20 protein-coding genes and 4 pseudogenes are annotated in these 24,659 nt (G+C 53.6%); 13 read left to right on the top strand and 11 right to left on the bottom strand.

Annotated elements, in window-relative coordinates; genetic code table 11:
- Position 1 precedes the first annotated feature (1 nt).
- The 7 genes and pseudogenes from MF6394_RS03095 to MF6394_RS34985 all read right to left on the bottom strand — a co-directional run.
- Positions 2-412: a hypothetical protein gene (locus MF6394_RS03095; RefSeq protein ID WP_008437384.1), complete on the bottom strand. Its 411-nt coding sequence runs from the start codon at positions 410-412 to the stop codon at positions 2-4.
- Complete coding sequence (locus MF6394_RS34120) at positions 372-656, bottom strand: hypothetical protein (RefSeq protein ID WP_024073354.1); 285 nt, start codon at positions 654-656, stop codon at positions 372-374. Before MF6394_RS34120 ends, MF6394_RS03095 begins: the two co-directional genes overlap by 41 nt.
- A 7-nt stretch (positions 657-663) precedes the next feature.
- Positions 664-1,167, bottom strand: a complete 504-nt coding sequence (locus tag MF6394_RS03100; RefSeq protein ID WP_008437383.1) for an integrating conjugative element protein — start codon at positions 1,165-1,167, stop codon at positions 664-666.
- On the bottom strand, positions 1,164-1,721 hold the full coding sequence (locus MF6394_RS03105) for a lytic transglycosylase (protein ID WP_008437382.1): 558 nt from the start codon (positions 1,719-1,721) through the stop codon (positions 1,164-1,166). The genes MF6394_RS03100 and MF6394_RS03105 overlap by 4 nt, the downstream gene beginning before the upstream one ends.
- Entirely contained in the window at positions 1,706-2,458 is a 753-nt protein-coding gene (locus MF6394_RS03110) for a TIGR03759 family integrating conjugative element protein (protein ID WP_024073355.1), read from the bottom strand. Before MF6394_RS03110 ends, MF6394_RS03105 begins: the two co-directional genes overlap by 16 nt.
- 40 nt (positions 2,459-2,498) lie before the next feature.
- Positions 2,499-3,215: a hypothetical protein gene (locus MF6394_RS03115; RefSeq protein WP_024073356.1), complete on the bottom strand. Its 717-nt coding sequence runs from the start codon at positions 3,213-3,215 to the stop codon at positions 2,499-2,501.
- Between the two features lie 159 nt (positions 3,216-3,374).
- Positions 3,375-3,606 (bottom strand): annotated as a pseudogene (locus tag MF6394_RS34985) (DEAD/DEAH box helicase); the annotation flags it as partial.
- A gap of 191 nt (positions 3,607-3,797) precedes the next feature.
- On the opposite strand from MF6394_RS34985, the gene MF6394_RS03125 reads away from it, so the two are divergent.
- From MF6394_RS03125 to MF6394_RS03145, 5 genes and pseudogenes are all read left to right on the top strand, one after another.
- The gene (locus MF6394_RS03125; RefSeq protein ID WP_093235877.1) at positions 3,798-4,103 is read left to right on the top strand and encodes a transposase; all 306 of its coding nucleotides are present in this window, start codon (positions 3,798-3,800) and stop codon (positions 4,101-4,103) included.
- On the top strand, positions 4,100-4,435 hold the full coding sequence (tnpB, locus tag MF6394_RS03130; RefSeq protein ID WP_024073357.1) for an IS66 family insertion sequence element accessory protein TnpB: 336 nt from the start codon (positions 4,100-4,102) through the stop codon (positions 4,433-4,435). The genes MF6394_RS03125 and tnpB overlap by 4 nt, the downstream gene beginning before the upstream one ends.
- Before the next feature lie 61 nt (positions 4,436-4,496).
- Positions 4,497-5,804, top strand: a pseudogene (gene tnpC, locus MF6394_RS03135) (IS66 family transposase); the annotation flags it as partial.
- Positions 5,805-6,382: 578 nt separating this feature from the next.
- Positions 6,383-8,044: a group II intron reverse transcriptase/maturase gene (gene ltrA, locus MF6394_RS03140; RefSeq protein ID WP_024073359.1), complete on the top strand. Its 1,662-nt coding sequence runs from the start codon at positions 6,383-6,385 to the stop codon at positions 8,042-8,044.
- 104 nt (positions 8,045-8,148) lie between these two features.
- A pseudogene (locus MF6394_RS03145) lies at positions 8,149-8,370 on the top strand (transposase domain-containing protein); the annotation flags it as partial.
- A 38-nt stretch (positions 8,371-8,408) separates the two neighbouring features.
- Here MF6394_RS03145 and MF6394_RS03150 read toward each other — a convergent pair.
- Positions 8,409-9,371, bottom strand: coding sequence for an arsenic resistance protein (locus tag MF6394_RS03150; protein ID WP_024073360.1), 963 nt, complete (start codon positions 9,369-9,371; stop codon positions 8,409-8,411).
- A 93-nt stretch (positions 9,372-9,464) separates the two neighbouring features.
- On the opposite strand from MF6394_RS03150, the gene MF6394_RS34910 reads away from it, so the two are divergent.
- The 4 genes from MF6394_RS34910 (at position 9,465) to MF6394_RS03170 (ending at position 13,715) form a co-directional block, all read left to right on the top strand.
- A complete protein-coding gene (locus MF6394_RS34910) occupies positions 9,465-9,899 on the top strand; it encodes a MerR family transcriptional regulator (RefSeq protein ID WP_024073361.1) in 435 nt (144 codons plus the stop codon).
- A gap of 265 nt (positions 9,900-10,164) precedes the next feature.
- Positions 10,165-10,296: a hypothetical protein gene (locus MF6394_RS34915; protein WP_024073362.1), complete on the top strand. Its 132-nt coding sequence runs from the start codon at positions 10,165-10,167 to the stop codon at positions 10,294-10,296.
- 514 nt (positions 10,297-10,810) lie between these two features.
- Positions 10,811-13,270 carry a heavy metal translocating P-type ATPase gene (locus MF6394_RS03165; RefSeq protein WP_024073364.1) on the top strand — a complete coding sequence of 820 codons (2,460 nt, stop codon included), beginning with the start codon at positions 10,811-10,813 and terminating at the stop codon, positions 13,268-13,270.
- Positions 13,271-13,316: 46 nt separating this feature from the next.
- Complete coding sequence (locus MF6394_RS03170; RefSeq protein ID WP_073844972.1) at positions 13,317-13,715, top strand: TFIIB-type zinc ribbon-containing protein; 399 nt, start codon at positions 13,317-13,319, stop codon at positions 13,713-13,715.
- Positions 13,716-13,839: 124 nt separating this feature from the next.
- On the opposite strand, the gene MF6394_RS03175 is transcribed toward MF6394_RS03170, so the two are convergent.
- Positions 13,840-14,121: a DUF411 domain-containing protein gene (locus MF6394_RS03175; protein ID WP_181125140.1), complete on the bottom strand. Its 282-nt coding sequence runs from the start codon at positions 14,119-14,121 to the stop codon at positions 13,840-13,842.
- A gap of 233 nt (positions 14,122-14,354) precedes the next feature.
- Here MF6394_RS03175 and tnpC (MF6394_RS03180) point away from each other — a divergent pair.
- Positions 14,355-15,199: pseudogene (tnpC, locus tag MF6394_RS03180) on the top strand (IS66 family transposase); the annotation flags it as partial.
- Between the two features lie 761 nt (positions 15,200-15,960).
- Here the strand turns inward: tnpC (MF6394_RS03180) and MF6394_RS03185 are convergent.
- Entirely contained in the window at positions 15,961-16,635 is a 675-nt protein-coding gene (locus tag MF6394_RS03185) for a heavy metal response regulator transcription factor (RefSeq protein WP_019818115.1), read from the bottom strand.
- A 495-nt stretch (positions 16,636-17,130) separates the two neighbouring features.
- Positions 17,131-18,474 (bottom strand): OprD family porin, encoded by a 1,344-nt coding sequence (locus tag MF6394_RS03190; RefSeq protein ID WP_024073368.1) that lies wholly within the window; start codon positions 18,472-18,474, stop codon positions 17,131-17,133.
- A gap of 392 nt (positions 18,475-18,866) precedes the next feature.
- Here MF6394_RS03190 and MF6394_RS03195 point away from each other — a divergent pair, with 392 nt between their 5' ends.
- The 3 genes from MF6394_RS03195 (at position 18,867) to MF6394_RS03205 (ending at position 24,627) form a co-directional block, all read left to right on the top strand.
- Positions 18,867-20,138 carry a TolC family protein gene (locus MF6394_RS03195; RefSeq protein WP_131672237.1) on the top strand — a complete coding sequence of 424 codons (1,272 nt, stop codon included), beginning with the start codon at positions 18,867-18,869 and terminating at the stop codon, positions 20,136-20,138.
- Between the two features lie 67 nt (positions 20,139-20,205).
- Positions 20,206-21,450, top strand: a complete 1,245-nt coding sequence (locus MF6394_RS03200; RefSeq protein ID WP_024073370.1) for an efflux RND transporter periplasmic adaptor subunit — start codon at positions 20,206-20,208, stop codon at positions 21,448-21,450.
- Between the two features lie 24 nt (positions 21,451-21,474).
- The gene (locus MF6394_RS03205) at positions 21,475-24,627 is read left to right on the top strand and encodes a CusA/CzcA family heavy metal efflux RND transporter (protein ID WP_024073371.1); all 3,153 of its coding nucleotides are present in this window, start codon (positions 21,475-21,477) and stop codon (positions 24,625-24,627) included.
- Positions 24,628-24,659: the final 32 nt, after the last annotated feature.

Here is a 24,659-nt window from a genome sequence, read left to right on the forward strand (position 1 = left end):
ATCACTTCCTATGAGTGAAAGGGGACAATGGCCCCACTGTTTCGAAATGGAAAACGACTGGCTTGCCTGTCTCAGCGATCAGCCCATAGGACTTGGCCAGGCGGTATATGGGGTGGTAGCTGTTAAGGGAGTTGACGTGTCCAGCAATGCGCTCTCGCCAGACTTCTAGTGGCATCGCTGCCTTGCTCAAATTACACGGCACGCACGCGGGCATCATGTTGCTGATGGCGTGGTTCTCTGGCCGCCCCAAAATGATGGCACCGGAGTACTTGCCGTCCACCCTCTCTGGTTCTCGCCATACTGCTTCCATGTGGTCCGCATGCCACCGGTCACCCAACAGCACACCGCAGTATGCGCAATGGCCCGCGAATTTAGCGTGAAGCTCGCAGCGTTGCTTCTTGGTCAGCTTCATGGGGCCGGGATCCTCCTTTCATGCGTGATGATGAATTGGCCAACTCTTGCCTCGCTTGCTCAACTGCCTCGGGCAGTCGTTCTTTTAGCCGCTGACATAGCTCCACCTCGTCACCAGGTACGCGGGCGATGACGGTGCCGCCATAGAGCTTGGCGACATAGGTGACCTGTTCAAAAAGCAGTTGGCCTGCTCGTGGGTCATCTGGTTGCTTGATGACCAAGGTGATGTGCGTAAGAGAGGCCATACCCTGGTTACTGCTGGATCGTTGTGGCAGTGATCAACAGCGGGTAATGCTGGACTCCCAAGCGCTGTGCCAGATCATTTGATGGAGCCGGGACCAACTGTAGATTTCCTGCCCATCGTTGGATTTCGGCAAACCGCTCGGCGCTGGCCACGTTAACCACAAGGCCCACTGCCTGCAGTTGCTGTAACTGATCGCGGCGCTGTGATAACCACTTTCTGGAGCTTTCATCGTCGCCTACAAGAAACAATGGTTGCAGGCCAGGTGCATTGATTACCCGGCCCTGTACCTGCCCGGGTGTCAGTTGGTCAGAGCGCACTGGAAACGAGCCTTGCCCACGCACACCAATATTCTCTGACTGTGCTGACTGCTCAGTAGGTTCTGGAGCCAAGTACTGGTAGTAGGGCAGAGCGGAAACACCCCCTCGGTCTTCAACAACAATCAGCGAGGTGGCATGCACTGCCATGGGGGAGGCCAAAGACAGCAAAACAGGCAGATGCAGCAATCTATTCATGGATTATTCGCCATCAGGTTGATACCGGTGACCCGGCTGAGGTGTTTGGCAAAAGCTCGTCGGTATCGGGCAGCGGGTTCGCCTCCGGCAGGGCGGTGGTACCGACCAGCAGCGGTGATCCAGTCGCCTCCTTTGGCTTTTTGCTCAGCCAGGATCTGGGCCGTAACCGAGAGGTTTTTGTACGGATCCAGCCCTTCGCAGGGATAGCTATAACGGTGGCCGTTGGCACCGATGTTGGTTTGTCCAAGCCCGACGTCGACTCTATTTGGGCCTGCGGTCTGAAGGGCGATCATCAACGCTCTGCAAGCATCGCTGCGTGTCGCAAAGCGATATCCGGCGCCGGCGACATTCAACGTCCAGGGCCAGGGGACGATCTGGCCGCGAAGTCGGGTGCCACTCTCTTGCAGTGCAACGGAGTACAGCACCTCGGACGGAACGCCGGCAGGCAGGGCAATCAACTGATAGGCCGGTGGCGGAACCTCGGCACCGTTAGCAAATGCCGCGGTGAGCAGTAGCCCCCCCGTTAAAGCCGCGCGAATTACAGACGCTGCCATTGTCCATTCACCTCGCGTACCACGGCCGGCAGCTCACCGCCGAGTCCAAGGCCAAGCCATCGACCGGCATCGTGATTCAATGTGATCTGTCGGCTTCTCACGCTGGCCGGTTCGACTCCAGCCAAGATGGCCCAGCGGCGAATTATTTCGTCATCACCTTGACTACCAACGAAGTACAGATCAAAGGACTGTTTCTGGTTTTGTAAGTCTTTGACGCGGTCAATACATGCGTTGCAACTGTCTTGAACAAAAACGGCTAGTCGTCCAGTGCCTTTCACAGCAGTTAACGCTCCCGAGCCAGGAGCAGATGCAGGGTTGGACGATAGTTGGATGACTTTTTCATTGGGGTAAAGACGTGCGAAGGCTTGGTCATAGGCCCTTTGGTACGCCAGTTCCTTATCGATACGCTGTCGCTCGGCTCGCACCTGCAGCTCTGCATAGCGTCGCCGCTCCTCCTCCGACTTCGCTTCGATGCCAAGTGCTGTCAGAGGATCCAGGCCTGGCGAATAGATTCCGCGAGGACCCTCCATCACAGTTTGAAAACGGGACCATTCTTGGGGGGTCAATCCCCACTCGCGGGCGAGTTCTGTCTGACTTGCTCCTTGAGAAGAGTTGTGAACTTCACTGTTCTGAGTGTTCGAGATCGACGTTGATTGCCCCGAAGCCGCATGACAGCCGTATGCAAACGCGAAGGTGGCCAAGCCTGCAATGAAACCCAAAATGTTCCTGGGCTTCATTGTTTTCGAGGAAGTGGTAGGGGAGTGCATAAAGGAGGTCCTATTGCGCGACGGTTACGGTTTGAGGTGTTCCGGCCACGTCAAAGCGTGCGGATCTTCCGTCCAGCGCGTTGAGTCGCCAGGCGGTGCCCGCCACAGCGTCACCAGGTCGGATAAGGTAAATTTGATTCAACTGCGTGCTGCCAGGCGGTGCTACGGACAAAAAGCGTTCACCGCCGCGATACTCGATACCGACAACGGTAAAAGGGGGTGTTTGCGGTGTGACAGTGGCGGTAGCGGGCGGTTTTGGCCGCTTTGGTTGGCGGGCAACGGGCTTAGGCTTGGGCTTGAGGGGCACAGCAGTGGTTTGTTTGATGCGTGACTGACTGAGTTCTTGAAGACGGCTATCGAGTGTTTCGACGCTGGCTTTGAGGACTAGCAATTCACCAGCAGACGCAGCATTTTGAGAGATTTCTTGCGCTGACTCCGTCGCTTGCTTTGCATACGCTTGTGCGGCATCAATTCGATTCGATAAAGCCTGCTGCCCGGCTCGGAAGTCCTCGTTGGTCACCAGGTGGTTGCCGGCTACCGTGCCCAGTCGCTCATCGACTTTGCCAAGCCGCGTCAACAACGCATCGAGCGACTCTTTGTCTGCAGTCGCAGCCAAGCTGGTGCGGAGTTGGGAGAGTTGATGATGCTCATAACACAGAATGCCTGCCAATAATGCAAGGCACAGACTGAGTATCGCTGTGGTTCGAGTAGGGCGTGGTAGGTTCATGGGCGTCCTCGCGCAAAAGCGAATACACCCTCTCAAACCAGTCTCTTAGGTGCATCAGGAAATAGGTTTTCCAGGACGCATGGTTTTTGAAGTGTCGAGTTGGCCGCTGGTAAATTGGGATCGTTATAAAAAAATGGCCACCCGAAGGTGGCCGTCAAACTATGAAGCAATGAGCTGCCTTGCAAGTGTCATTTCAACTGAATCACCATCTTGGTTCAGCGAGTCGAGACCAGAATCTGGCACATCTCCCGACGTGCTTTGAATCACGGCGATTTTCTTGGCCATCAACTGCAGGCAAGTAATCTGAGAGCTGCCGGCATAGCCAAAAAAACACCCTCACTGGCTGCTTTTGCCCAATCCGCCATCACCGTCGAAATGCCTGTTGCAAGGTGTTGGGTAAAGCCATATACCGTAGCCCCACTGCGCGGAGTAAAGTCTTAAAAACCCGTGATAATGATCTGCGGAGTCAGAATAAAGTGGGTAACCGTCCGGCCAGGTCATCTACCCAGCTCTGCAAAGCGAAGACATGGTGTGCATTTAAATTAAGTGGACACCAATTCTAGCCTTTCAAGCGGGTATTTCATGCAGCCAACACGCCGTTCCTATTCCAAATCCTTCAAAGCCCAGATCATTCAAGAGTGCGCCCAACCAGGCGCTTCGATTGCCAGCGTCGCGCTCGGCCATAGCCTCAACGCAAACCTCGTCCACAAATGGATTCGGCTGCAAACGCAGAAAATTCCGGCACACCCACCTGCGGGGGCGAACTCCCATCCAGCATCATCGAATATCTGCGTTGAAATACAGCACCCGCGCGCCATCATCAAAGTGGACTGGCCCACTGAAAGTGCTGCCGCCTGCGCGACTTTTCTTCGAGATATTCTGCGATGATTCACATCGACTCCATCTGGCTCGCCACCGAACCGATGGCCATGCGCGCAGGCACCGAAACGGCGCTAGCCAAGGTGATCGCGGTGTTCGGTGCGGCGCAGCCGCACTGCGCTTATCTGTTCGCCAACCGCCGCGCCAATCGCATGAAAGTGCTGGTGCATGACGGCTTCGGAATATGGCTGGCGGCGCGCCGGTTAAACCAAGGCAAGTTCCACTGGCCTGGCATCCGCCATGGTCCTGAGATGGAACTGGATGCCGAGCAACTTCAAACGTTGTTGCTGGGGCTGCCATGGCAACGCGCAGGTTCTGGAGGCTCGATCACACTGCTTTAACGGCAGCCATTAGCCTATCGGTCTATCGTCGCGAAACGCCCGCTCTGGCAAAGTCCGGCGTATGACTTCTTCGCCCAATCTCGACCAACTGTCTCCCAATCAACTGCGCGTCCTCGCAGCGCAGTTGCTCTCGCAAGTCGACACTATGGGCAAGAAAATCAACCGTGATCAAACAGTCATTGAGAAACAGACCCACGAGATCGCCCAGCTCAAGCGTTTGAAGTTTGCCAAGCGCAGCGAGCAGATGAATCCTGAACAGGCCAGCCTGCTAGATGACCTGATCGATACTGATATCGCGGCGATTGAGGCCGAGCTTCAGGCGTTGCAAATAGCACCAGAGGCGACCGAGGAAAAGCTAAGGCCCAAGCGCACGGCATTGCCGGCAGAATTTCCGCGAACGTTGATCCATCACGAACCGGACAACACTCACCGCCCATGCGGCTGCGCCCTGAAGCGCATCGGTGAGGACGTTAGCGAGAAGCTGGACTACACGCCCGGCGTGTTCACCGTCGAACGCCATGTCCGTGGCAAGTGGGTCTGCGATAACTGCGAAACGCTGATCCAGGCACCGGTTCCGCCGCAGGTCATTGATAAGGGCATCCCGACTTCGGGCCTGCTCGCACACGTCATGATCGCCAAGTTTGCTGACCATCTGCCGCTTTACCGTCAGGAATCGATCTTAGGTCGAGCGGGCTTGGCGATTCCACGTTCAACCTTGGCTCAATGGGTTGGCGTGACCGGAGTTCAGTTGCAGCCGCTGGTCGATGCGCTGCGCGAAGTAGTGCTTGGGCAACAAATCATCCACGCAGATGAAACACCGGTGCAGATGCTCATGCCGGGAACAAAGAAAACCCACCGCTCCTATGTGTGGTCCTACGCTACCAGCCAGTTCTCGGATGTGGCAGCGGTGGTTTATGACTTCAGCCCCAGTCGCGCCGGAGAGCATGCTCGCGACTTCCTTCAGGACTGGAATGGCAAGTTGGTCTGCGACGATTTTGGCGGCTACAAGGCCAGCTTTGAACTCGGCGTGACCGAGATCGGCTGCATGGCCCATGCACGGCGCAAGTTCTTTGAACTGCACGCTACGAATAAAAGCACGCTCGCCGAGCAAGCCCTGCGCTATATCCAGTTGTTGTACGAAATCGAAAGAGAAGTCAGAGACCTGGAGCCGGATTTACGGCGCCGAATACGGCAAGAAAAAGCCGTACCGGTGAAGGATAGGCTGCATGCCTGGATGAACGCGCAGCGTGATCTTGTGCCCGAAGGTTCGGCCATCAGCAGAGCGCTCGATTACAGCCTTAAACGCTGGGCAGCGCTGTCGCGCTACCTCGATGACGGGGCGGTTCCCATTGATAATAATTGGGCGGAGGTGCGACACGAAGTCGCTTAATGAAGTTGTTCCCCCTTGGTGGGAACCACCCGTGTCACCGGGTGAATCTAGAAGGCTGAATCAAGAGCGCCTTCGACAATGTTACGAGGCGCCGCAAGGTGCGGGGTACCAATCGTGAGAGGCGTACCCTTCTGGCAGCCATGGCCGGACAAGTGCTAGATAGTTGGTATGGTGAACACACGTGAATCTGCGCAACGATCGTTAAATTAAGCGAGCGGAAATGGCTTACACGCTCGAACCAAAATGGTAATGGAGGTGGGAACTGCGTCTTTCTACTACGCATTCGTGACCCACATGCCTCCCGGTCGATAGCAGGCACCTAACCCGACGCACTTCAGTAAGCGGAACGTGGAAATCCCGTATCGCTCCCGTCAGGGAAAGCCGTTTGTAAAAATTGCCCATGGCGGTGCGGGCGAAGGAACGAGGAAAAAGCGAACGCCGTCCTGTAATGGGTTGGATAGAGGTTGAAACATCACTTCACGCGAAAGCGGGCAGACGTCCTCATGGTCTCTCTTCACACGAGAGTAGGTAGAACCCTTTCAACGGAAGGAGAGCAAATGAACGCAGCAGCATTGGCGTGTGCACCTTCCGGCACGTCGTGGGACAGCATCGATTGGATCGCCGTACAACGTCGTGTCAGAGGGCTGCAAGCGCGTATTGTGAAGGCTGTACAAGATGGCAGACATAACAAGGTGAAAGCCCTGCAATGGCTGCTGACTCACTCGTTCAGTGGCAAGGCATTTGCTGTGAAACGGGTGTCTGAAAACAAAGGCAAAAATACCCCCGGCGTGGACAAGGTTACTTGGAATACGCCTAGGGCCAAGCTCGGCGCGATAGAGTCGTTGACGCGGCGAGGTTACTCGCCGCTCCCGCTTCGGAGAGTGCTTATTCCGAAGAAAAACGGCAAAACGAGACCTCTTGGAATTCCCGCGATGAAATGCCGGGCCATGCAGGCGCTTCATCTGCTGGCTCTGGAACCGATAGCGGAAACTACCGGCGACCCGAACTCTTATGGGTTCAGGCCGGAACGCTCAACTGCGGATGCCGTCGCACAGTGCTTTGGTGTGCTGTCACGAAAAGCAAACGCGGAATGGGTGTTAGAGGGCGACATTCAAGGCTGTTTCGACAATATCAGCCATGACTGGTTGATCGCCAACATTCCCATGGACAAGGCGATTTTGCAGAAATGGCTCCGGGCTGGTTATGTCTACCAAAAGCAGCTATTCCCCAGCCACGCCGGAACCCCGCAGGGAGGCATCATATCCCCGGGGTTGGCGAACATGACGCTGGATGGGTTGGAAGCGATGCTGGCGAAGAGATTTCCCAACGCGAAGTGGACAGCCCGAAAAATGCGCGTGGTGCGTTATGCAGATGATTTCATCATCACTGGTTGTTCGAAAGAATGGCTGGAGAATGAAGTCAGGCCCGCCGTGGTTGAATTTCTGGCAGAGCGTGGACTTGTCCTCTCTCCGGAAAAAACCAAGATAACGCACATAGGGGACGGGTTCGACTTCCTCGGATGGAACCTGCGCAAGTACAACGGCAAGCTCCTGATCAAGCCGTCCAAGGCGAACATCGGGGCTCTACTTGCCAAGCTGCGAGAGTTGATCAAGACCAACAAAACGATACGACAGGCTAACTTGATAGGTTTGCTCAACCCGGTTCTACGGGGCTGGGCGAACTATCACAGTCATGTCGTCGCCAAGAAGGTCTTCAACCAGGTGGACAGCGCAGTGTGGGAAATGCTCTGGCGATGGGCGGTACGTCGCCACCCTCGCAAGACACGCCGATGGGTGAAGGATCGGTATTTCAAAGTACAAGGGGCGCGCCGTTGGGTGTTCTCGTGTACTGAAAAATCCGCCGATGGTCGGAAGCGTCAGTACACGCTAGTAGACGCCTCAGACACACCGATTGTGCGACATATCAAGATTAAGGCTGCTGCCAACCCTCACGACCCTGCATGGGATGAGTACTTCGAGTCCCGCTGGGGCAAGAAGATGCTCACTTCCGTTAAAGGTCGAGCCAAGCTGTATCGGGTATGGGTGCAACAGGGCGGCAGGTGCTGCGCCTGCTTCAAGCCGGTGACCAAAGACACACCGTGGCACAGTCGCCATATTGTGAAGCTAGGTCATGGCGGGACGGACGCTGCGGCTAATCTTGAGATTTACCACCTGCGTTGCCCACGAGATGTGCAATTTGCCAATGTCGACGATGTATAACCGGGTGCCCAATGGCGCCTTAGCAGAGGCTTGAGCCGTGTGCTGGGAAACTCGCATGCACGGTTCTTAGGGGGTTGGACGCGGGCAACCGCGTCTGACTACCCGACAACCAGATCCGGCCATGGGCTCTTGGGCGCAAGAACTGGCTCTTCGCCGGGTCGCTACGCAGCGGAAAACGGGCTGCGGCGATCATGAGCTTGATCCAGTCAGCGCGGCTGAATGGCCATGATCCGTACGCCTATCTAAAGGATGTTCTCACGCGCCTGCCGACGCGGCGCGCGAGTGAGATTAACAAGCTGCTGCCGCACAGGTGGGCACCTGTTTAATCGCGCAGGGTGTTTTGTGCTTATGTCTTCCCTGGCATCTACATTTTGCGCCACACCAAAGCAGGAATTGCTCGGATGTAAATTAGTTCGCTGACCAACTCAATCAGCGTTTGAGTAATCACTGCTGCCGCAGCGAGCCCTCTGATTTCCTCGGGCAAGGCCAATGCCAATGGTAGAACTACCAATGAGTTTCGTGTCGAACTGCTGAAAGCGACAGATCTTGCCGTGCTAGCCGGTAACTTAAACGCCCGAGCCACCAGCGCACCCACCACGGGTGCCAAGAGCATGAAACCAATGTAGACGGGAATAACAGGCAGCAGCTTGTCCATGTCTCTGACCACCGTTGAAATCTGAGAGCCGATCACTACGACCAATACAGCCGCCATAGCTGGCACAGGCATCCAAGCCCATACATTGTTCCAGCCCTCAACGATGCGTGACCCCTTTGCCCCGGCAGCTGTTGCTACTGCCAAGACCAAGGGTAAAGCGATCAGCACTACGAAGGCCTCAACAAATGGGCCGACCGATATAACCACCGCCGAGTCATCACTCACCATGAAGGCTAGATAGAGGGGTAGTAGCACAAGCTGAAGCACGAGTAGTAATGGTGTTGCCGCCAGAGTCAGTTTGGAGTCGCCCTTACCGATATGGGTAAACACAACAACATAATCGATACAAGGCGTCAGCAAGACCAATAGTGCGCCCACCAAAATCGCCGGGTGGTCGGCTAGGCCCATCGTCAACGCCCAAACCAACAGGGGGATGGCGACGAAATTGGCGGTCAGCAGCGCGGTCATGAAACGCTTGTTTGCAAGCCCTTTGCGAAGATCCAAGAATGGGATCTGCAGAAACATGGCGTACATCAGCACAGCGATGGCTGGTGTCACCAACGCACCTAACGCTTGAGAGGCATCAGGTGCGAGCAGGCCCCCGATAGCCGCGACAATGACCGCGACGAAGTAAACGGGAATCTGGTTCTTCTCTAGCTGTTCTCTGTCCACGGAATGCCCTTAAAACGCGTGAAATCATTTTTCGATTGAGCAGGTTAATATCTGTAGCTACTACAGGTTCAAGAAAATGCTTGGGGAGTTTGGATGTCAGGAATCGGAGCGCTGTCGAAATCAACGGGTTGCCACATTGAAACGATTCGCTACTACGAGAAAATAGGCCTTCTCCCTCCGGCCCTACGGTCGACAGGGCGGCATCGAATCTATACCGAAAAGCATCGGTCACGACTCATCTTCATCAGGCAGAATCGTGAACTGGGCTTTCCACTCGACGATATCCGCGAACTCATTGCGCTCGCGGCAGATGCTGATCGTCCGTGTGCTGATGCGTTGTCGGTGGTCAAGAAGCACTTGGCAGAAGTGGAATCTAAGGTAGCTAAGCTCCTGCAGATCCGGATAGAGCTGCTCTCAATGGCAGGCACGTGTGAGTCAAGATGCCTAGGCTCGAACACTCCAGACTGTACGATTATTGAGTCACTGTTCGAACCCGCTGCTGGGGCTCGCTCTGGTTGCTGCTCCTAGACGAGTCAAGAGCATAGGGGAGCAAGCTGCCATTGAAACCGAATAGCGCGATAGTCTCGACAGGGTCTTTCGAGCGTCCGTCTACACCAAACGGGCTGGTGCAAGATGTGTTCGGCAGACGCTTACTAAAGTGGTGCGCCACTGCTGGCATAAAAATATCAAGCTATAGTGTTTGGGGCCCTCAATCTCGTGACCGTACTGAGCGAACGCTTACACGGCAGACGTTTGCCAGGGCATATACCTATCAACTGAAGGAGCAAGTTCTATGGCCATCAAACCTGGGCCCAAGCCAATTGCCGAATCAACCGGCAAGACAGACCAGCGTCGCCGTGTAACCCCCGAGAACAAGCCTAAGCATCCCGACCTGGACGTGCATAAGCACAAGAAGGGTGATTGATGAGACCCCGCCAGACATGGCGGGGTTTTATTCTCGGTTAGCAGGTGTCACCGGATTTCCAGTGGGCATCTCCTAATTAATGCCGAAAAGCTTGTAGTAGGGTTGTTGAGGAGGACATGCTGGTGCGACTGTGTCGAGGAGCTTTCTGGATATTTCTACCCTTAACCCTGTCGGCTACCGATGGTAATGAGCGCTTAGAGAGGTCTACAGCCGACACATGCCAATGGCGTCGAAAACCATCATGGCGGATTTCTCCAAACGTTTACTCGTAGGCTTCACAACGCGATTGACGACTTGCTCGATATGCATGACTCCCAGGGTGAAAGCTGAGTGGGCATTTGAGGTGCTGACCAACCTGGCTGATGCATCGCAGCATGCAGCTATCAGGCGCTCGCACTGAGGGACGTAGACTCGAGCGGCGCCCTCGGCCCAGTCGAAATTTCAAACTCATTGCTTGACACTGTAGCTACTACAGGCTGTTCAATGACGCCATATCCTTATTGGTAGATGCGTCATGAGCCAGGAAAACCCGTCGAAAGCCAAATTGCACCTCGTGCCGAAGTCGGACGATTGCTGTTCTGCTGACCCCCGCGAGACCTTCGCCAAACAGGTTCATTCTCGTGCACATCATGTTGAGCATGGGCCTGATCACGCCGAGAGCTTGGGCAGAACGGGATCGCATGCGTGCGGTTCGAAGGATTCTCAGCCTTGTGGAGCCAAGTCCACCGACCATAATCAAGACCATAGCGCACACGATCATGGCACTTCAGCTCAAGCCCATTCCGATGCCGACCATTGCTGTTTGAGCAAAGTGGATTCCGCAGGGGCGGTGACTTCACATTCGGCCATGGCTGAGCCAGAAGGCACGACCCTGGTTCGGTATCGCATTGATAAGATGGATTGCCCTACCGAAGAGCGGCTAATTCGTAATCGCTTAGAGCCGATGCCTGGCATCGCACGACTTGATTTCAATCTGTTGGATCGTGAGCTGACAGTGCATCATCGCTTGGATGATCCGAAGGCGATAGTCATCGCTTTGACCGCGCTGGATATGGGGCCCAATCTCATCGAGGCCGGCGCAACCCCGAATGCCATTTCACCTGCTCTGACGACGCGCTTGAAAGGGCTGCTGGCGGTCAGCGGTCTAGCTGCCATCGCCGCTGAAGTGATCGCTTGGACGACCGGACAGGAGGGTTCTTTGCCTGTAATGTCCTTGGCTGCGCTGTCCATTCTTACTGCTGGTCTACCAACTCTGAAGAAGGGGTGGATCGCTGTAAAGAACTTCACATTGAACATCTACTTCTTGATGTCTTTGGCTGTCTTGGGTGCCATGGTGATTGGCAAGTGGCCGGAAGCCGCGATGGTGGTTTTCCTTTTCGCTATTGCCGAAGCCATCGAAGCACTCTCACTTGAGCGAGCGCGTAACGCGATTAAATCGCTGACTGCATTAGCTCCTGAGACTGCGGAAGTCATGACCGAAGCTGGCTGGAAAGAACACCCGGTTGAGAATGTCGTTCTCGGCAGCCGTATTCGTGTTCGCACAGGGTCGCGGGTACCGCTGGATGCGAGGGTGGAATCTGGTCGTGCTGCTCTCGACCAAGCCCCTATCACTGGTGAAAGCTTGCCAGTAGATAAGGCAGAGGGGGATCCGCTATATGCTGGCAGTATCGTGACAGACGGCGTCGTGGAGGCGACTGTCACGGCAGTCGCTGGCGAAAGTACGCTCGCTCGTATTGCTGCCGCGATTCAGGATGCGCAGTCTCAGCGGGCGCCGACGCAGAGGTTCGTTGACCAGTTCGCACGGTATTACACCCCAGCCGTAGTGGCGGTGGCATTTCTTGTTGCCGTTTTAGGCCCAGTGCTGCTTGGTGGTACGTGGGGTGAATGGTTGTATGAGGCCCTGGTGTTGTTGGTCATCGCGTGTCCTTGTGCCTTGGTCGTCTCAACGCCTGTCACTGTTGTGAGTGGTCTTGCCGCAGCCGCACGGCATGGAATCTTGATCAAGGGTGGTGCCTACCTGGAAAGCGGGCGCCTGCTGAAGGTGGTTGCTCTGGATAAAACAGGCACGTTGACTCAGGGCAAGCCAGTTCTGACTGACTCAGATATATTCAGTGACTTGTCTATCGAGAAGGCAACTTTGATTGCTGCGAGTCTTGATGAGCAAAGTACCCACCCAGTAGCGAAAGCATTGGTCAATGGGTGGAAATCGCAGCAGCCTGGCGCTGTGGCTCTGCCTGTCAGTGACTTCAGTGTGCTAAATGGCCGAGGCGTGAAAGGCACGATCGACGGTCATCTTTGGCATCTAGGCAACCATCGTTTGGTTGAGGAGTTGGGCGTGTGTTCTTCGGAGCTGGAGGCCAGACTTTCACGGCTTGAGGAAACTGGCAAAACGGTGATCGTGCTATGCGGCAATAGCGGCCCCGCCGCGATATTCGCGGTCGCAGACACAGTCCGACCGGAGAGTGTTGAAGCTGTGGCTGCTTTGAAGGCTTTGAACGTGGTTCCAGTAATGCTGACTGGGGATAATCCTGCGACGGCGAGGTCGATCGCTGAGCAATTGGGCATCGAGGATGCCCGTGGAAATCTGATGCCAGAGGACAAGCAGACTGCAGTCGCTGAACTCAAACGCAGATATGGCGCCGTTGGGATGGTTGGTGACGGCGTTAATGACGCCCCCGCCTTAGCGCAATCCGATATAGGTTTCGCAATGGGAGCCGCAGGGACAGCGACAGCTCTCGAAACAGCTGACGTTGCGATCATGGACGACGACCCTCGAAAAATCGCGTACTTTATCAGCCTGAGTCGCCGATCCGCCTCGGTTCTAAAGCAAAACATCATTTTGGCTCTGGGCATAAAAGTTGTCTTCTTGGCGTTGGCTCTCTCTGGTTTCGCGACATTGTGGATGGCCGTTTTCGCCGACATGGGGGCGAGCTTGCTCGTCGTATTCAATGGCTTGCGGCTGCTGCGTCGGTGAAATGGCTGCTGCGTTTTATATAGCTCATTCGCTGGAGGAGAGAACCATGCACTGCCCAGTTTGCAAAGAAGTACTGTTGGTAATGTCGGAACGTCAAAACGTTGAAATCGACTATTGCCCGCAATGTCGAGGTGTTTGGCTTGACCGGGGAGAACTCGACAAGATCATCGAGCGTAGCCAGCAGGAAGAACAAGAAGCTCGTTTTCTTCCACAGAGCGTATCTCAGTCGCTGCAAGGTACACCTCCGTCTGAACCTGTGTATGCCCAGCCGTCTTCTGGCCACCATGACAACAAACGCGGCACTAAGCACGGCCACTCCGCGCCGCAGCCTGGTCACGGTGGTGGTTGGCGGGACGGATATCAGAACGGCCATCAGAATCAGTCGAGGCATCAGGAAGAGCAGGTTTATCATAAGAAATCGTTTTTACGGGAAATTTTCGACTAATATTTGCTTGGATACAGCGATCCGCTAATCAGACTCCAGCCGGAAGATTTGATCAGCCGGCTGTAGCTTTTTCGAAACCCGGTATCCGGTATTCAACCAGTTTAGTAGAGCGGTTCCTCAGCCACTAGCGGGCCCGAAAATCCTGTAAAACCGTCTCTCCCCTTGACTTGCTCATCCCAATTACCGGGTAGGCGCTGCGTCGGTCACCTGACTCCATTCCGAGCGATCCCACGGGCATACCGAAGGCAGCTATTCCGTCCAGATTGGCTCGTCGACTTAGTTCAGCAATTTGTGTGACCGGAACATGGCCTTCGACGAATTTCCCACTTACAACTCCCGTGTGGCACGACGCCAGATTTACGGGTACGCCGAGCTTCTCGTTCATATCGCTAATGTTGTTTTCCATATAGTCGACCACTCCTTCAGATAAGCGATCCACCTGGTCCAGCAGCCACAGTTAGGGGCTTTGTAGACGGCAATTGATTACGCTGCCTGTAACAATGAGGCTGCATTTAGCGTTGCAACGAGTGCAATGACTTGAACGGTCTTTTTGAATGAATTCATGGCTGATGCTACTTAACGAAGAGAAAGAGAGGAGGAGTTAGCGTGCATAGCCTCACCGACGGTGGCCAGATGGCCGTGACTGGGGTTCAGTTCCAGCCGCTGGTTGATGCGCTGCGCGACGTGGTTCTCGGGCAGCAGATTATTCAAGCCGATGAGACACCTGTGCAAATGCTCATGCCGGGAACTAAGAAAACCCACAGTTCTTATATTTGGTCCTATGCCACCAGCCAGTTCTCGGACGCGGCAGCGGTGGTTCACGACTTCAGCCCTAGCCGCGCCGGAGAACACGCTCGCAACTTCCTGAATGACTGGAAGGACAAGCTGGTCTGCGATGATTGTGTCGGTTACAAAGCCAGCTTCGAACTAGACGTGACCGAGATCGGGTGAATGGCTCATGCGCAACGTAATTTCTTTGAGCTGCACGCTAAGAATAAAAGCACGCTTGCGGAGCAAGCTCTGCGTTATATCCAGTTGTTGTACGAAATTGAAAGCGAAGTCGCGATCTGGGGCCGGATTTACGACTCCGAATACGGCAAGAAAAAGCTGTACGGGTGATGAATATGCTGCACGCCAGGTTGATTGCCTAGCGTGACCTCGTGCCTGAAGTCTCAGCCATCAGCAGAGCACTCGATTACAGTCTCGAACGCTGGGCAGCGCTGTCGCGCTACCTCGATGACGGGGCTGTACCCATAGACAATAACTGGGCAGAGAACCAGATCCGATCATAGGGCCTTGGGCGCAAGAACTGGCTCTTTGCAGGGGCCTTACGCAGCGGAAAACGTGCGGCAGCGATCATGAGTCTGATCCAGTCTGCGCGCCTGAATGGTCATGATCCGTATGCATATCTGAAGGATGCTCTCACGCGGCTGCCGACGCAGCGGGCGAGTGAAATCGATCAGTTGCTGCCGCAATCTTTTTAATCACGCAAGGCGTGATGCCCGGACGCTTATGGCGATACTCAAGCTAATGCAAAAGTTCTGACGATTGAGCAAGTGTGACGGCTTAACCCGACGGCAAGGGGAGGTGTCGAATATCGTCAACCATCAACGCAAAACGCCGTAATCGTTTCAATATGTAGCTTTCACTGTAGAGTTTAAAAGCGTTATGCAATGAGCTTGCAAGGTATCTAGAGAGCCGGAGTGATTCACTTGCTCGCCTTCAGAGATCATAGAGTATGCGACCTTTAAGTCACGACCGTATTGTCCACTCCATGGCATGCTTAGGCTTCATGCCCCGGTAGATTTATCATATCCACACGCAACTACATGGATATGTGCGCCGTGGCACCGTCACGTAGTTCGTCTCACCAGATTATGAGAGTATCAACTGATAAAAATCTACGTTCCTTGAACTACACTTTATCATCGGCAACTACGTTACTCACAAATACCTAAAGTGAAAGCGGGTCTGAACGCTTCCACATACATTGGACACTGAAATCCAGCTTGTGGATAAGCATTATCGAGCGCTGTTTCGGGGGGGTATGGTGTTTTTTCGCACCACGGTTTTGGACCGGTAGGCGAGTTGAAAGCTTCGATTAGCAAGTTTTTTGCGCGCCGAAATGTATATCCGACGCGGTAGGCCAGAAGCGCCAAGTGAAAGACAAACTTGGATGAAACCTGAAGTGCCCGTGAGTCGGCGAAATCACAGGAGCGTATGTGATTGCTTCAAGAACAGCACGCTAGCGTTTTTCTAGAACATATCCTACGCCTCTGAGTGTATGTATCAGTTTGTTTTCAAAAGGATCATCCATCTTGGCTCTTAATCTTCTAATTGAAACTTCTACAACATTTGTATCGCAGTCGAAATTCATGTCCCATACCTGAGATATGATCTGTGTACGACTCAGGACAATTCCCGTATTTCTCATTAAATAGTGCAGAAGTGCGAATTCCTTCGTTGTTAAGTCGATACGCTGACCGTCTCTAAACGCCCTATGACGGCTTTGATCCAGCTCCAGATCGGCTACGCGAATGATCTCAACAGATGCTGGATTATCAGACCTGCGCATCAGTGCGCGAACTCGAGCAAGCAGTTCCGGGAATTCAAAAGGCTTAATTAGGTAATCATCTGCACCATTCTCTAGTCCTCTGATTTTATCAACCAAGCGACTTCGAGCAGTAAGCATCATAATTCTACAAAGACAATTGTTTCTTCGCAACAATTCAAGTACCTGCCACCCATCCATCTCCGGCAGGTTGATATCTAGGATGATTAACTCGTACATATGTTGTTTGGCCAGAAAAAGCCCGTCGTATCCGGTATGTACGCAATCCACGATATAACCGCTCTCCGTAAGGCCTTGGCGCACATATTCGGCAGTTTTTACTTCGTCCTCAATTACCAGAATTCGCATTGGATTTTGTCTCGATATGACTGAGCTGTTTTAACTACGCGAATGCGCTGTCATCATTGGCAGGAATGATAATTCAAAACCACTTGGGTGGGGGCTAAATAACGTACTTGTAATCAGTGAGCAATACACTTGATAACATCGCGATATATTATATCGTGGCTCGGACCAACCAGTTGCGGGTTATTTCTCTACTGCTGAATTGACCTTATGAAATGTTGGGTTGTTTTTTTTATTATGGCCATTTTATTCCGTGCAGATGAGGGCGATTTTTCTCATGCTGAAGAAGGCGGTCACTGGTGCAGTCATGAACTCCATCGGGACGCGGTGCGCGTACTCGAAGATTTACTCGAATTTTAGGTAAAAAAAAGCGCCCCAGGGGGGCGCAAAATATTCACCTTTTACCAAAGGAGCATTTAAGCAACTCAAGGTGAATTCTTTAAGCTCGCTATTTTTGTTTTAGGCGAGTCACATGAATAAATCGATCTTGTTTAGGGCTCACAGTATCGAAAGTGGATATTCAACGATCAGGCGTACTTCATCCAAGTCCGATTCGAATGCAGTGGCACGAGTATTTGCTTGACGTAATCGCAAGGAAAGATCTTTCGCCGCACCTGTTTGTACGACGTATTTGACTTCAATATCACGCTCCCAACGTTTTTGATTCGTGAGCGGATCGCCGTTACCATCAGTGCGCATATAGAATTGATTGGCGTTCGAATAGTCTGCACCAGAACCTCTGGCATAACGAGTCATGAACGATAGCCCCGGAATACCGTAGCTGGTCATGTTCAAGTCGTAGCGCAGCATCCAAGAGCGTTCCTTCGGTGAGTTGAAGTCGCTGTACTGTATTGAGTTGTCAACGAAGATTGAGTCTGATTGACGAAGGTAGTCGAAGTCGTCATCGCCATTGTTTCGCTGATGAGACAGTGCAAGAGTATGCGCACCGTACCGGACGCCGAGCTTGGCGCTCCATATATTGTTGTCGAATTCGCCCAGGCGCTTCTTGCCTTCATCTACAGCTTTGTAGTAGTTGAATCCGCCGATAAGCGTCAAATCATCGCTGAGTGGGTAAGTGAGGCTGCTACCGGCATAGTATTGATTCCAAACATCCTTCAATTGGCTGGCGTAAAGGCTCACCGTGATGTTGTCGTTGACTTGGTAATCACCGCCGCCGTACCCAATCCAAGGCGAGTTGACCGGGCCGGCATAAAATGTGGCAAAGTTATCGTTCAAGTTGCTGGAACCAGGCTGGCTCATCGCATGCAGTCGACCACCCTGCAAGGTTAGGCCTTGAATGCTACTATTTTCGACCGTCACGCCGCGGAAACTTTCAGGGAGTAAGCGAGAATCTCCCGATGCCACGACGGGTGTTGCGGGGAAAACATCTCCAACCTTTACGACAGTATCAAACAGCCGAAACTTCGCTGCTCCACCCACCTTAGTGTATTCATCACGTGCTTCGCCGTCACCGTTAACAGGCAGCACGTCAAAGCTGCTACGGCCACCGTTGCGCCCGCCACCAGTATCAAGCTTGATGCCAATCATTGCAAACGCATCTATACCAAAGCCCACAGTGCCCTGCGTAAAACCAGAGTTGAATTTAGTGATTATCGCATGTGCCCAAGCTTCGGAATAACCGTTGGTATTGCCTTTGCCGCTGTTGAAAGTCGGCGCAGATGCATCACGATTATCACGATTGAAATAGAAGTTGCGGTTTAGAACAGTAAGGCTGCTACCTTCAATAAAACCTTCTGGTTTACCTTCCGCTTGTGCCGTGAGGGCATAGCTTCCAGAAAAAGCTGAAACCGCAGCCAAATACAAAGTTACTTTGTGTCTCAAGCGATGCTCCTTTGATTACGGCAGTTTTTATTATGATTTACCTACGCGGGTATAGTCTGTTGTTTTGGCCCGGTGGAGCACTTAGAATAGCGCCTGGGTCATATTTGCAGATCAAAGATAACGAGTCGGTGACGGGGTGATTACAATTCTGTTATCAGGTATTTCCACCGTTGCAGGGCTTCCAGAATCTTTTTCACTAAATCCCTGCGTTTCGCCTGAAAGCTTTCTATTTCGACTATCCCCCCAGGGTTTCTAACGAAATTGTAATTTTATAGCCACCCCTCTGATAGTGATCGCTGATTAGAGTGCCATCACCTGATCCAGAGGGGCTTGGCAGCTGTTTAGGCGTTCTCGCCAAGCTTTATCAAAGTTTGTGCATGAGGACTATCAAAGTGCCCTGGTATAATCACATTGCTTTATCTAAAACCCCCATCTTTCCTTTGAAAGTCTTTGTGTTCTGTATGGTCTTGTCTGGATTGTGGGTGCCTGCCGCATTTGCCCAGAGTCTCAGTCTGGCTGAAGCGCTTTCGACGGCAATAGACGCTAACCCCGATCTTGCAGCAGCACGTCAAGAGATCGGAATCTCTGAAGGAGTGCGCAAGCAGGCTGGACTCATCCCCAATCCTGAAATTTCTTATCAAGTAGAAGACACCCGTCGTAATACCAGCACGACGACTGTCGCGCTTAGTCAGCCGTTAGAGTTGGGTGGCAAGCGACGTGCTCGTGTCGAGGTTGCAACCTACGGTCAAAGCGTCGCGCAGTTAGAGCTGGACCGTCGAGTCAATAGCCTTCGTGCAGATGTTGTTCAATCTTACTACGCTGCTTTGAGAGCTCAGACCGGCTTGAATCTGGCAAAACAATCATTGGAGCTCACCGAACGCGGTCTGCGCATCGTCGATGGACGGGTGCGTGCCGGTAAGTCCTCGCCGGTGGAAGCCACGCGCGCTCAGGTGCAACTGGCTGAAGCCAAGTTACAGGTAAGGCGCGCTGAAACCTTGAAGTCAACGGCTTACCAGCAATTGGCCCAGTTAATAGGCAGTTCGGTCACTGCATTTGATCGTCTTGACTCGCCAGACCTATCTCCCGGCAAGCCGCCGCAAGCTACAGAATTACTGGCGAAGCTCGATCAAACCGCAGATATGCGTCAAGCGCTTGCTCAAATAGATAAGAGCGATGCCTCACTAGGCGCGGAAAAGGCGCAGCGCATCCCGAATCTCACCGTGAGTGTTGGTAGCCAATACGACCGCTCTATTCGCGAGAGGGTCAATGTCGTGGGGCTGTCGATGCCTTTACCGCTGTTTGATCGCAATCAGGGCAACATTCTTTCCGCTTCTCGCCGCGCAGATCAGGCCCGAGACCAGCGAAACGCTGTTGAGCTCAGGCTACGTTCCGAAACTCAAACCGCAGTGAATCAGTGGGCTACCGCCATGCAGGAGGTCGAGTCCTATGACAAGACGATCCTGCCTTCAGCTCAACAGGCCGTGGATACCGCAACTCGTGGATTTGAGATGGGCAAATTCGGTTTCATCGAAGTGCTGGATGCTCAGCGCACCTTGATAGTTGCTCGTGGCCAGTACCTCGACTCTTTGGCGGCTGCGACCAATGCGCGTGCTCAAGTGGAAAGGGTGTATGGCGACGTCGGCTTGACTGCCAATACGCGCTGAACAGGCCAGGCATTTTCCTTGTATGCGTCTTTGAATAAGCCGGTACCTAAGATCAGCAGGAGTAGCAATGGATAACAAACGCAAGATCGCGCTCGCGGTAATCGCTGTGGCAGTCCTCGGATTTGGCAGTTTCGCCTGGAACTCCAGTTCCGAGCAGCCTCCAGTCAGTAAGGCCGAACATGGCACTGAAGATGGCCATGAGAGAACTGCTGTAGCACCTGCTAAAGACGGGGGGGATGAAGGTCACGGTGAGGAAGGCCACAGCGAAAATGCCAATGAGGAAGAGGGCAAGATGACGCTTAGCGCCGAGCAGATTGAGGCTGCGGGCGTCGTTCTGGAAGCAGCTGCTCCCCGTGAGATTAGCACTATTGTGACTTTTCCTGGCGAAATACGGTTTGATGAGGACCACACCGCACATGTGGTACCTCGCGTTCCTGGAGTTGTTGAAAGCGTTCAGGCGAACCTGGGCGAGTCGGTCAAGAAGGGCCAAGTCCTTGCGGTGATTGCCAGTCAACAGATCTCGGATATGCGCAGTGAGCAACAAGCTGCACAGCGACGTGTTGAGTTGGCACGCTTGACTTTTGACCGCGAGAAGCAGTTGTGGCAGGACAAAATCTCCGCCGAGCAAGATTACCTTCAGGCGCGACAAGCTTTGCAAGAAGCTGAAATATCACTGGCCAACGCTAAGCAAAAGGTCGGAGCAATCGGCGCTTCGGTCAATTCTGCAGGCGGTAACCGCTATGAACTGCGTGCGCCTTTCGACGCAGTTGTAGTGGAAAAGCACCTGACCGTCGGTGAGGTGGTCAGCGAGGCAACCAATGCTTTCATCCTGTCCGATCTTAATCAGGTGTGGGCAACTTTCGCGGTTCCTCCTGGCGATCTCGGAAAGGTCGTGACTGGCCGCTCGGTAAAGGTTTCTTCTCCTGACATGAAGGCTGAGGTCGAGGGCAAGGTGGGTTACGTAGGCAGCCTTTTGGGCGAGCAGAATCGTGCAGCGCCCGTCCGTGTCACTCTGACCAATCCCAATGGGGCCTGGCGACCGGGGCTGTTCGTGAGCATCGCAGTCACGTCACAAACTGATCAAGTTGCTGTAGCTGTTCCAGAGTCAGCGGTGCAGACCGTCGAGGAAAAAACTGCAGTTTTCGTGAGGACCACTGAGGGCTTCGACACTCGCAGGGTAACTCTAGGTCGCCGTGCCGGTGGCTATGTGGAAATAACCGAAGGCCTCCAATCGGGTGCCCAAGTGGCAACCAGTGGCAGCTTCACGCTCAAGTCTGAGCTTGGCAAAGCGTCTGCCGAGCATGGCCACTGATGCGAATTTACAGGATGATTTCTTATGTTTGAACGTATCATCAGATTCGCCATTGAGCAGCGCATCGTAGTAATGATCGCAGTTCTAATCATGGCCGGTATAGGTATCTACAGCTACCAAAAACTGCCCATTGATGCGGTGCCTGATATCACAAACGTCCAGGTGCAGATTAACACTGGCGCCCCTGGTTACTCGCCGTTGGAAACCGAACAGCGGATCACGTTTCCAGTTGAAACGGCCATGGCCGGTCTTCCGGGCCTTCAGCAAACCCGATCCCTATCTCGCTCCGGCTTGTCACAGGTCACCGTGATCTTCAAAGACGGTACTGACATCTTTTTTGCCCGCCAACTCATTAACGAGCGTTTGCAGGTTGCAAAGGAACAGTTGCCAGATGGGGTCGAGGCCGTCATGGGGCCTGTATCCACCGGGCTTGGTGAAATCTTCCTGTGGACCGTTGAAGCGGAAGATGGCGCACTCAAAGAAGATGGTACTCCTTACACTCCCACCGACCTGCGAGTGATCCAGGATTGGATTATCAAGCCGCAGCTGCGCAACGTCCCTGGTGTTGCCGAGATCAACACCATCGGTGGCTTCGCCAAGCAGTTTCTGATTGCGCCGGACCCGAAGCGGTTGGCTACCTACAAGCTGACACTTAATGACCTGGTAGTTGCATTGGAAAGCAACAACGCCAACGTGGGCGCCGGTTACATCGAGCGTAATGGTGAGCAGTTGCTCATTCGTGCGCCGGGTCAGGTAAGCAATATCGAAGATATTGCCAACATCGTAATTACCAGTGTAGATGGCACGCCGATTCGCATCAGCAACGTTGCTGAAGTCAGCATCGGTAAAGAACTGCGAACGGGGGCTGCTACTGAGAATGGTCGCGAAGTAGTACTCGGTACCGTATTTATGCTGATTGGTGAAAATAGTCGTACAGTGTCCCAAGCTGTGGCCACCAAATTGACCGACATCAACCGCACCCTGCCGAAGGGCGTGGTTGCTGTGACCGTTTATGACCGTACCAACTTGGTTGAAAAAGCCATTGCGACGGTGAAGAAGAACTTGGTGGAAGGCGCGATTCTGGTAATTGCTATTCTCTTCCTGTTCCTCGGCAACATCCGCGCAGCACTGATCACCGCAATGGTGATCCCGCTGTCCATGCTATTTACCTTCACAGGTATGTTCAACAACAAGGTTAGTGCAAACCTAATGAGTTTGGGAGCACTCGACTTTGGCATTATTGTAGATGGTGCCGTGGTTATAGTAGAAAACGCGATCCGCCGACTGGCTCATGCGCAACACAAGCATGGTCGCATACTCACCAAAGCAGAACGCTTCCATGAAGTCTTTGCCGCTGCAGGTGAAGCTCGCCGGCCACTGATATTTGGCCAGTTGATCATCATGGTAGTGTATCTGCCGATCTTCGCCCTAACCGGCGTCGAAGGAAAAATGTTCCACCCCATGGCATTCACTGTCGTAATGGCGCTGCTGGGGGCAATGATTCTTTCCGTAACCTTTGTTCCTGCTGCTATCGCCATGTTCATCACTGGCAAGGTCAAGGAAGAGGAGGGCGTGGTAATGCGCACCGCCCGACAGCGCTATGAGCCGATACTGCAATGGGTTCTTGGGCACCGGAACATTGCGTTCTCGGCTGCAGTAGCTCTGGTCGTACTTAGCGGTATACTTGCAAGTCGTATGGGTAGCGAGTTCATTCCCAGCCTTAGTGAGGGCGACTTTGCGATGCAGGCTATGCGAGTGCCCGGAACGAGCCTTACTCAGTCCGTCGAGATGCAACAGCGCCTGGAGAAAGCGGTAATAGCGCAGGTCCCAGAAGTAGAGCGGATGTTCGCACGCTCGGGTACTGCAGAAATCGCATCTGATCCAATGCCGCCTAACGCCTCTGACGCCTACATAATGCTTAAGCCTCAGGATCAGTGGCCAAATCCCAATAAGCCTCGTGATGAGCTGATCGCTGAGGTGCAGAAAGCCGCAGCAGGTGTCCCGGGAAGCAACTATGAGTTGTCCCAGCCGATCCAGTTGCGTTTCAACGAGCTGATTTCGGGCGTGCGTAGTGACGTTGCGGTGAAAGTTTTTGGCGATGACATGGACGCGCTCAACAGCACCGCCAACAAAATCGCGGCATCGCTTAAAGCGGTACCGGGCTCATCGGAGGTCAAGGTTGAGCAGACTTCCGGCCTTCCTGTGTTAACCATCAACATCGACCGCGAAAAAGCAGCACGCTACGGTTTGAACATCGCGGATGTGCAAAACTCAATTGCTATTGCTGTGGGTGGCCGCCAGGCAGGTACATTGTATGAGGGCGATCGTCGGTTCGATATGGTGGTGCGACTGCCTGAGACCGTGCGCACTGACGTAGCGGGTATGTCCAGCTTGCTGATTCCTGTGCCTGCTAATGTTGCTCAGGATGCTAATCAGATAGGGTTCATTCCTCTGTCCCAAGTCGCTAATCTTGACTTGCAGTTGGGCCCGAACCAGATCAGCCGCGAAAATGGGAAACGGCTGGTAGTAGTTAGTGCAAACGTTCGAGGCCGTGACCTAGGCTCGTTCGTTGAAGAAGCGACTAAGTCGCTGGCTACTGTGCAGATCCCAGCAGGCTACTGGACTACCTGGGGTGGCCAGTTTGAGCAGTTGCAATCAGCAGCCAAGCGTCTGCAGATCGTTGTTCCAGTCGCATTGCTTCTGGTCATGACACTGCTGTTCCTGATGTTCAACAACTTGAAGGATGGCATGCTGGTCTTCACCGGAATTCCATTCGCACTCACCGGCGGTGTAGTTGCACTGTGGTTGCGGGATATCCCGCTGTCTATCTCGGCGGGAGTTGGCTTCATTGCGCTGTCCGGTGTGGCAGTTCTAAACGGCCTGGTTATGATTTCTTTTATCCGCGGGCTGCGGGAGGAAGGACGTACCCTCCGGCAAGCGGTAGATGAAGGCGCGTTGACACGGCTAAGGCCCGTTCTGATGACAGCCCTAGTCGCATCCCTCGGATTTATCCCGATGGCTCTCGCAACAGGTACCGGTGCTGAAGTTCAGCGGCCACTGGCGACAGTGGTGATTGGCGGGATTCTTTCGTCTACCGTGCTTACTCTGTTGGTGCTTCCTGCTCTGTATCAATGGGCACACCGCAAAGATGATGATGGTGATGAAGCGGGTAGCTGATAGCCCATAACAGAAGCCCACAGCAACGTTGT

The sequence above is a fragment of the Pseudomonas sp. MF6394 genome, from assembly GCF_002018845.1.
Classification (GTDB): Bacteria; Pseudomonadota; Gammaproteobacteria; order Pseudomonadales; family Pseudomonadaceae; genus Aquipseudomonas; species Aquipseudomonas lactis.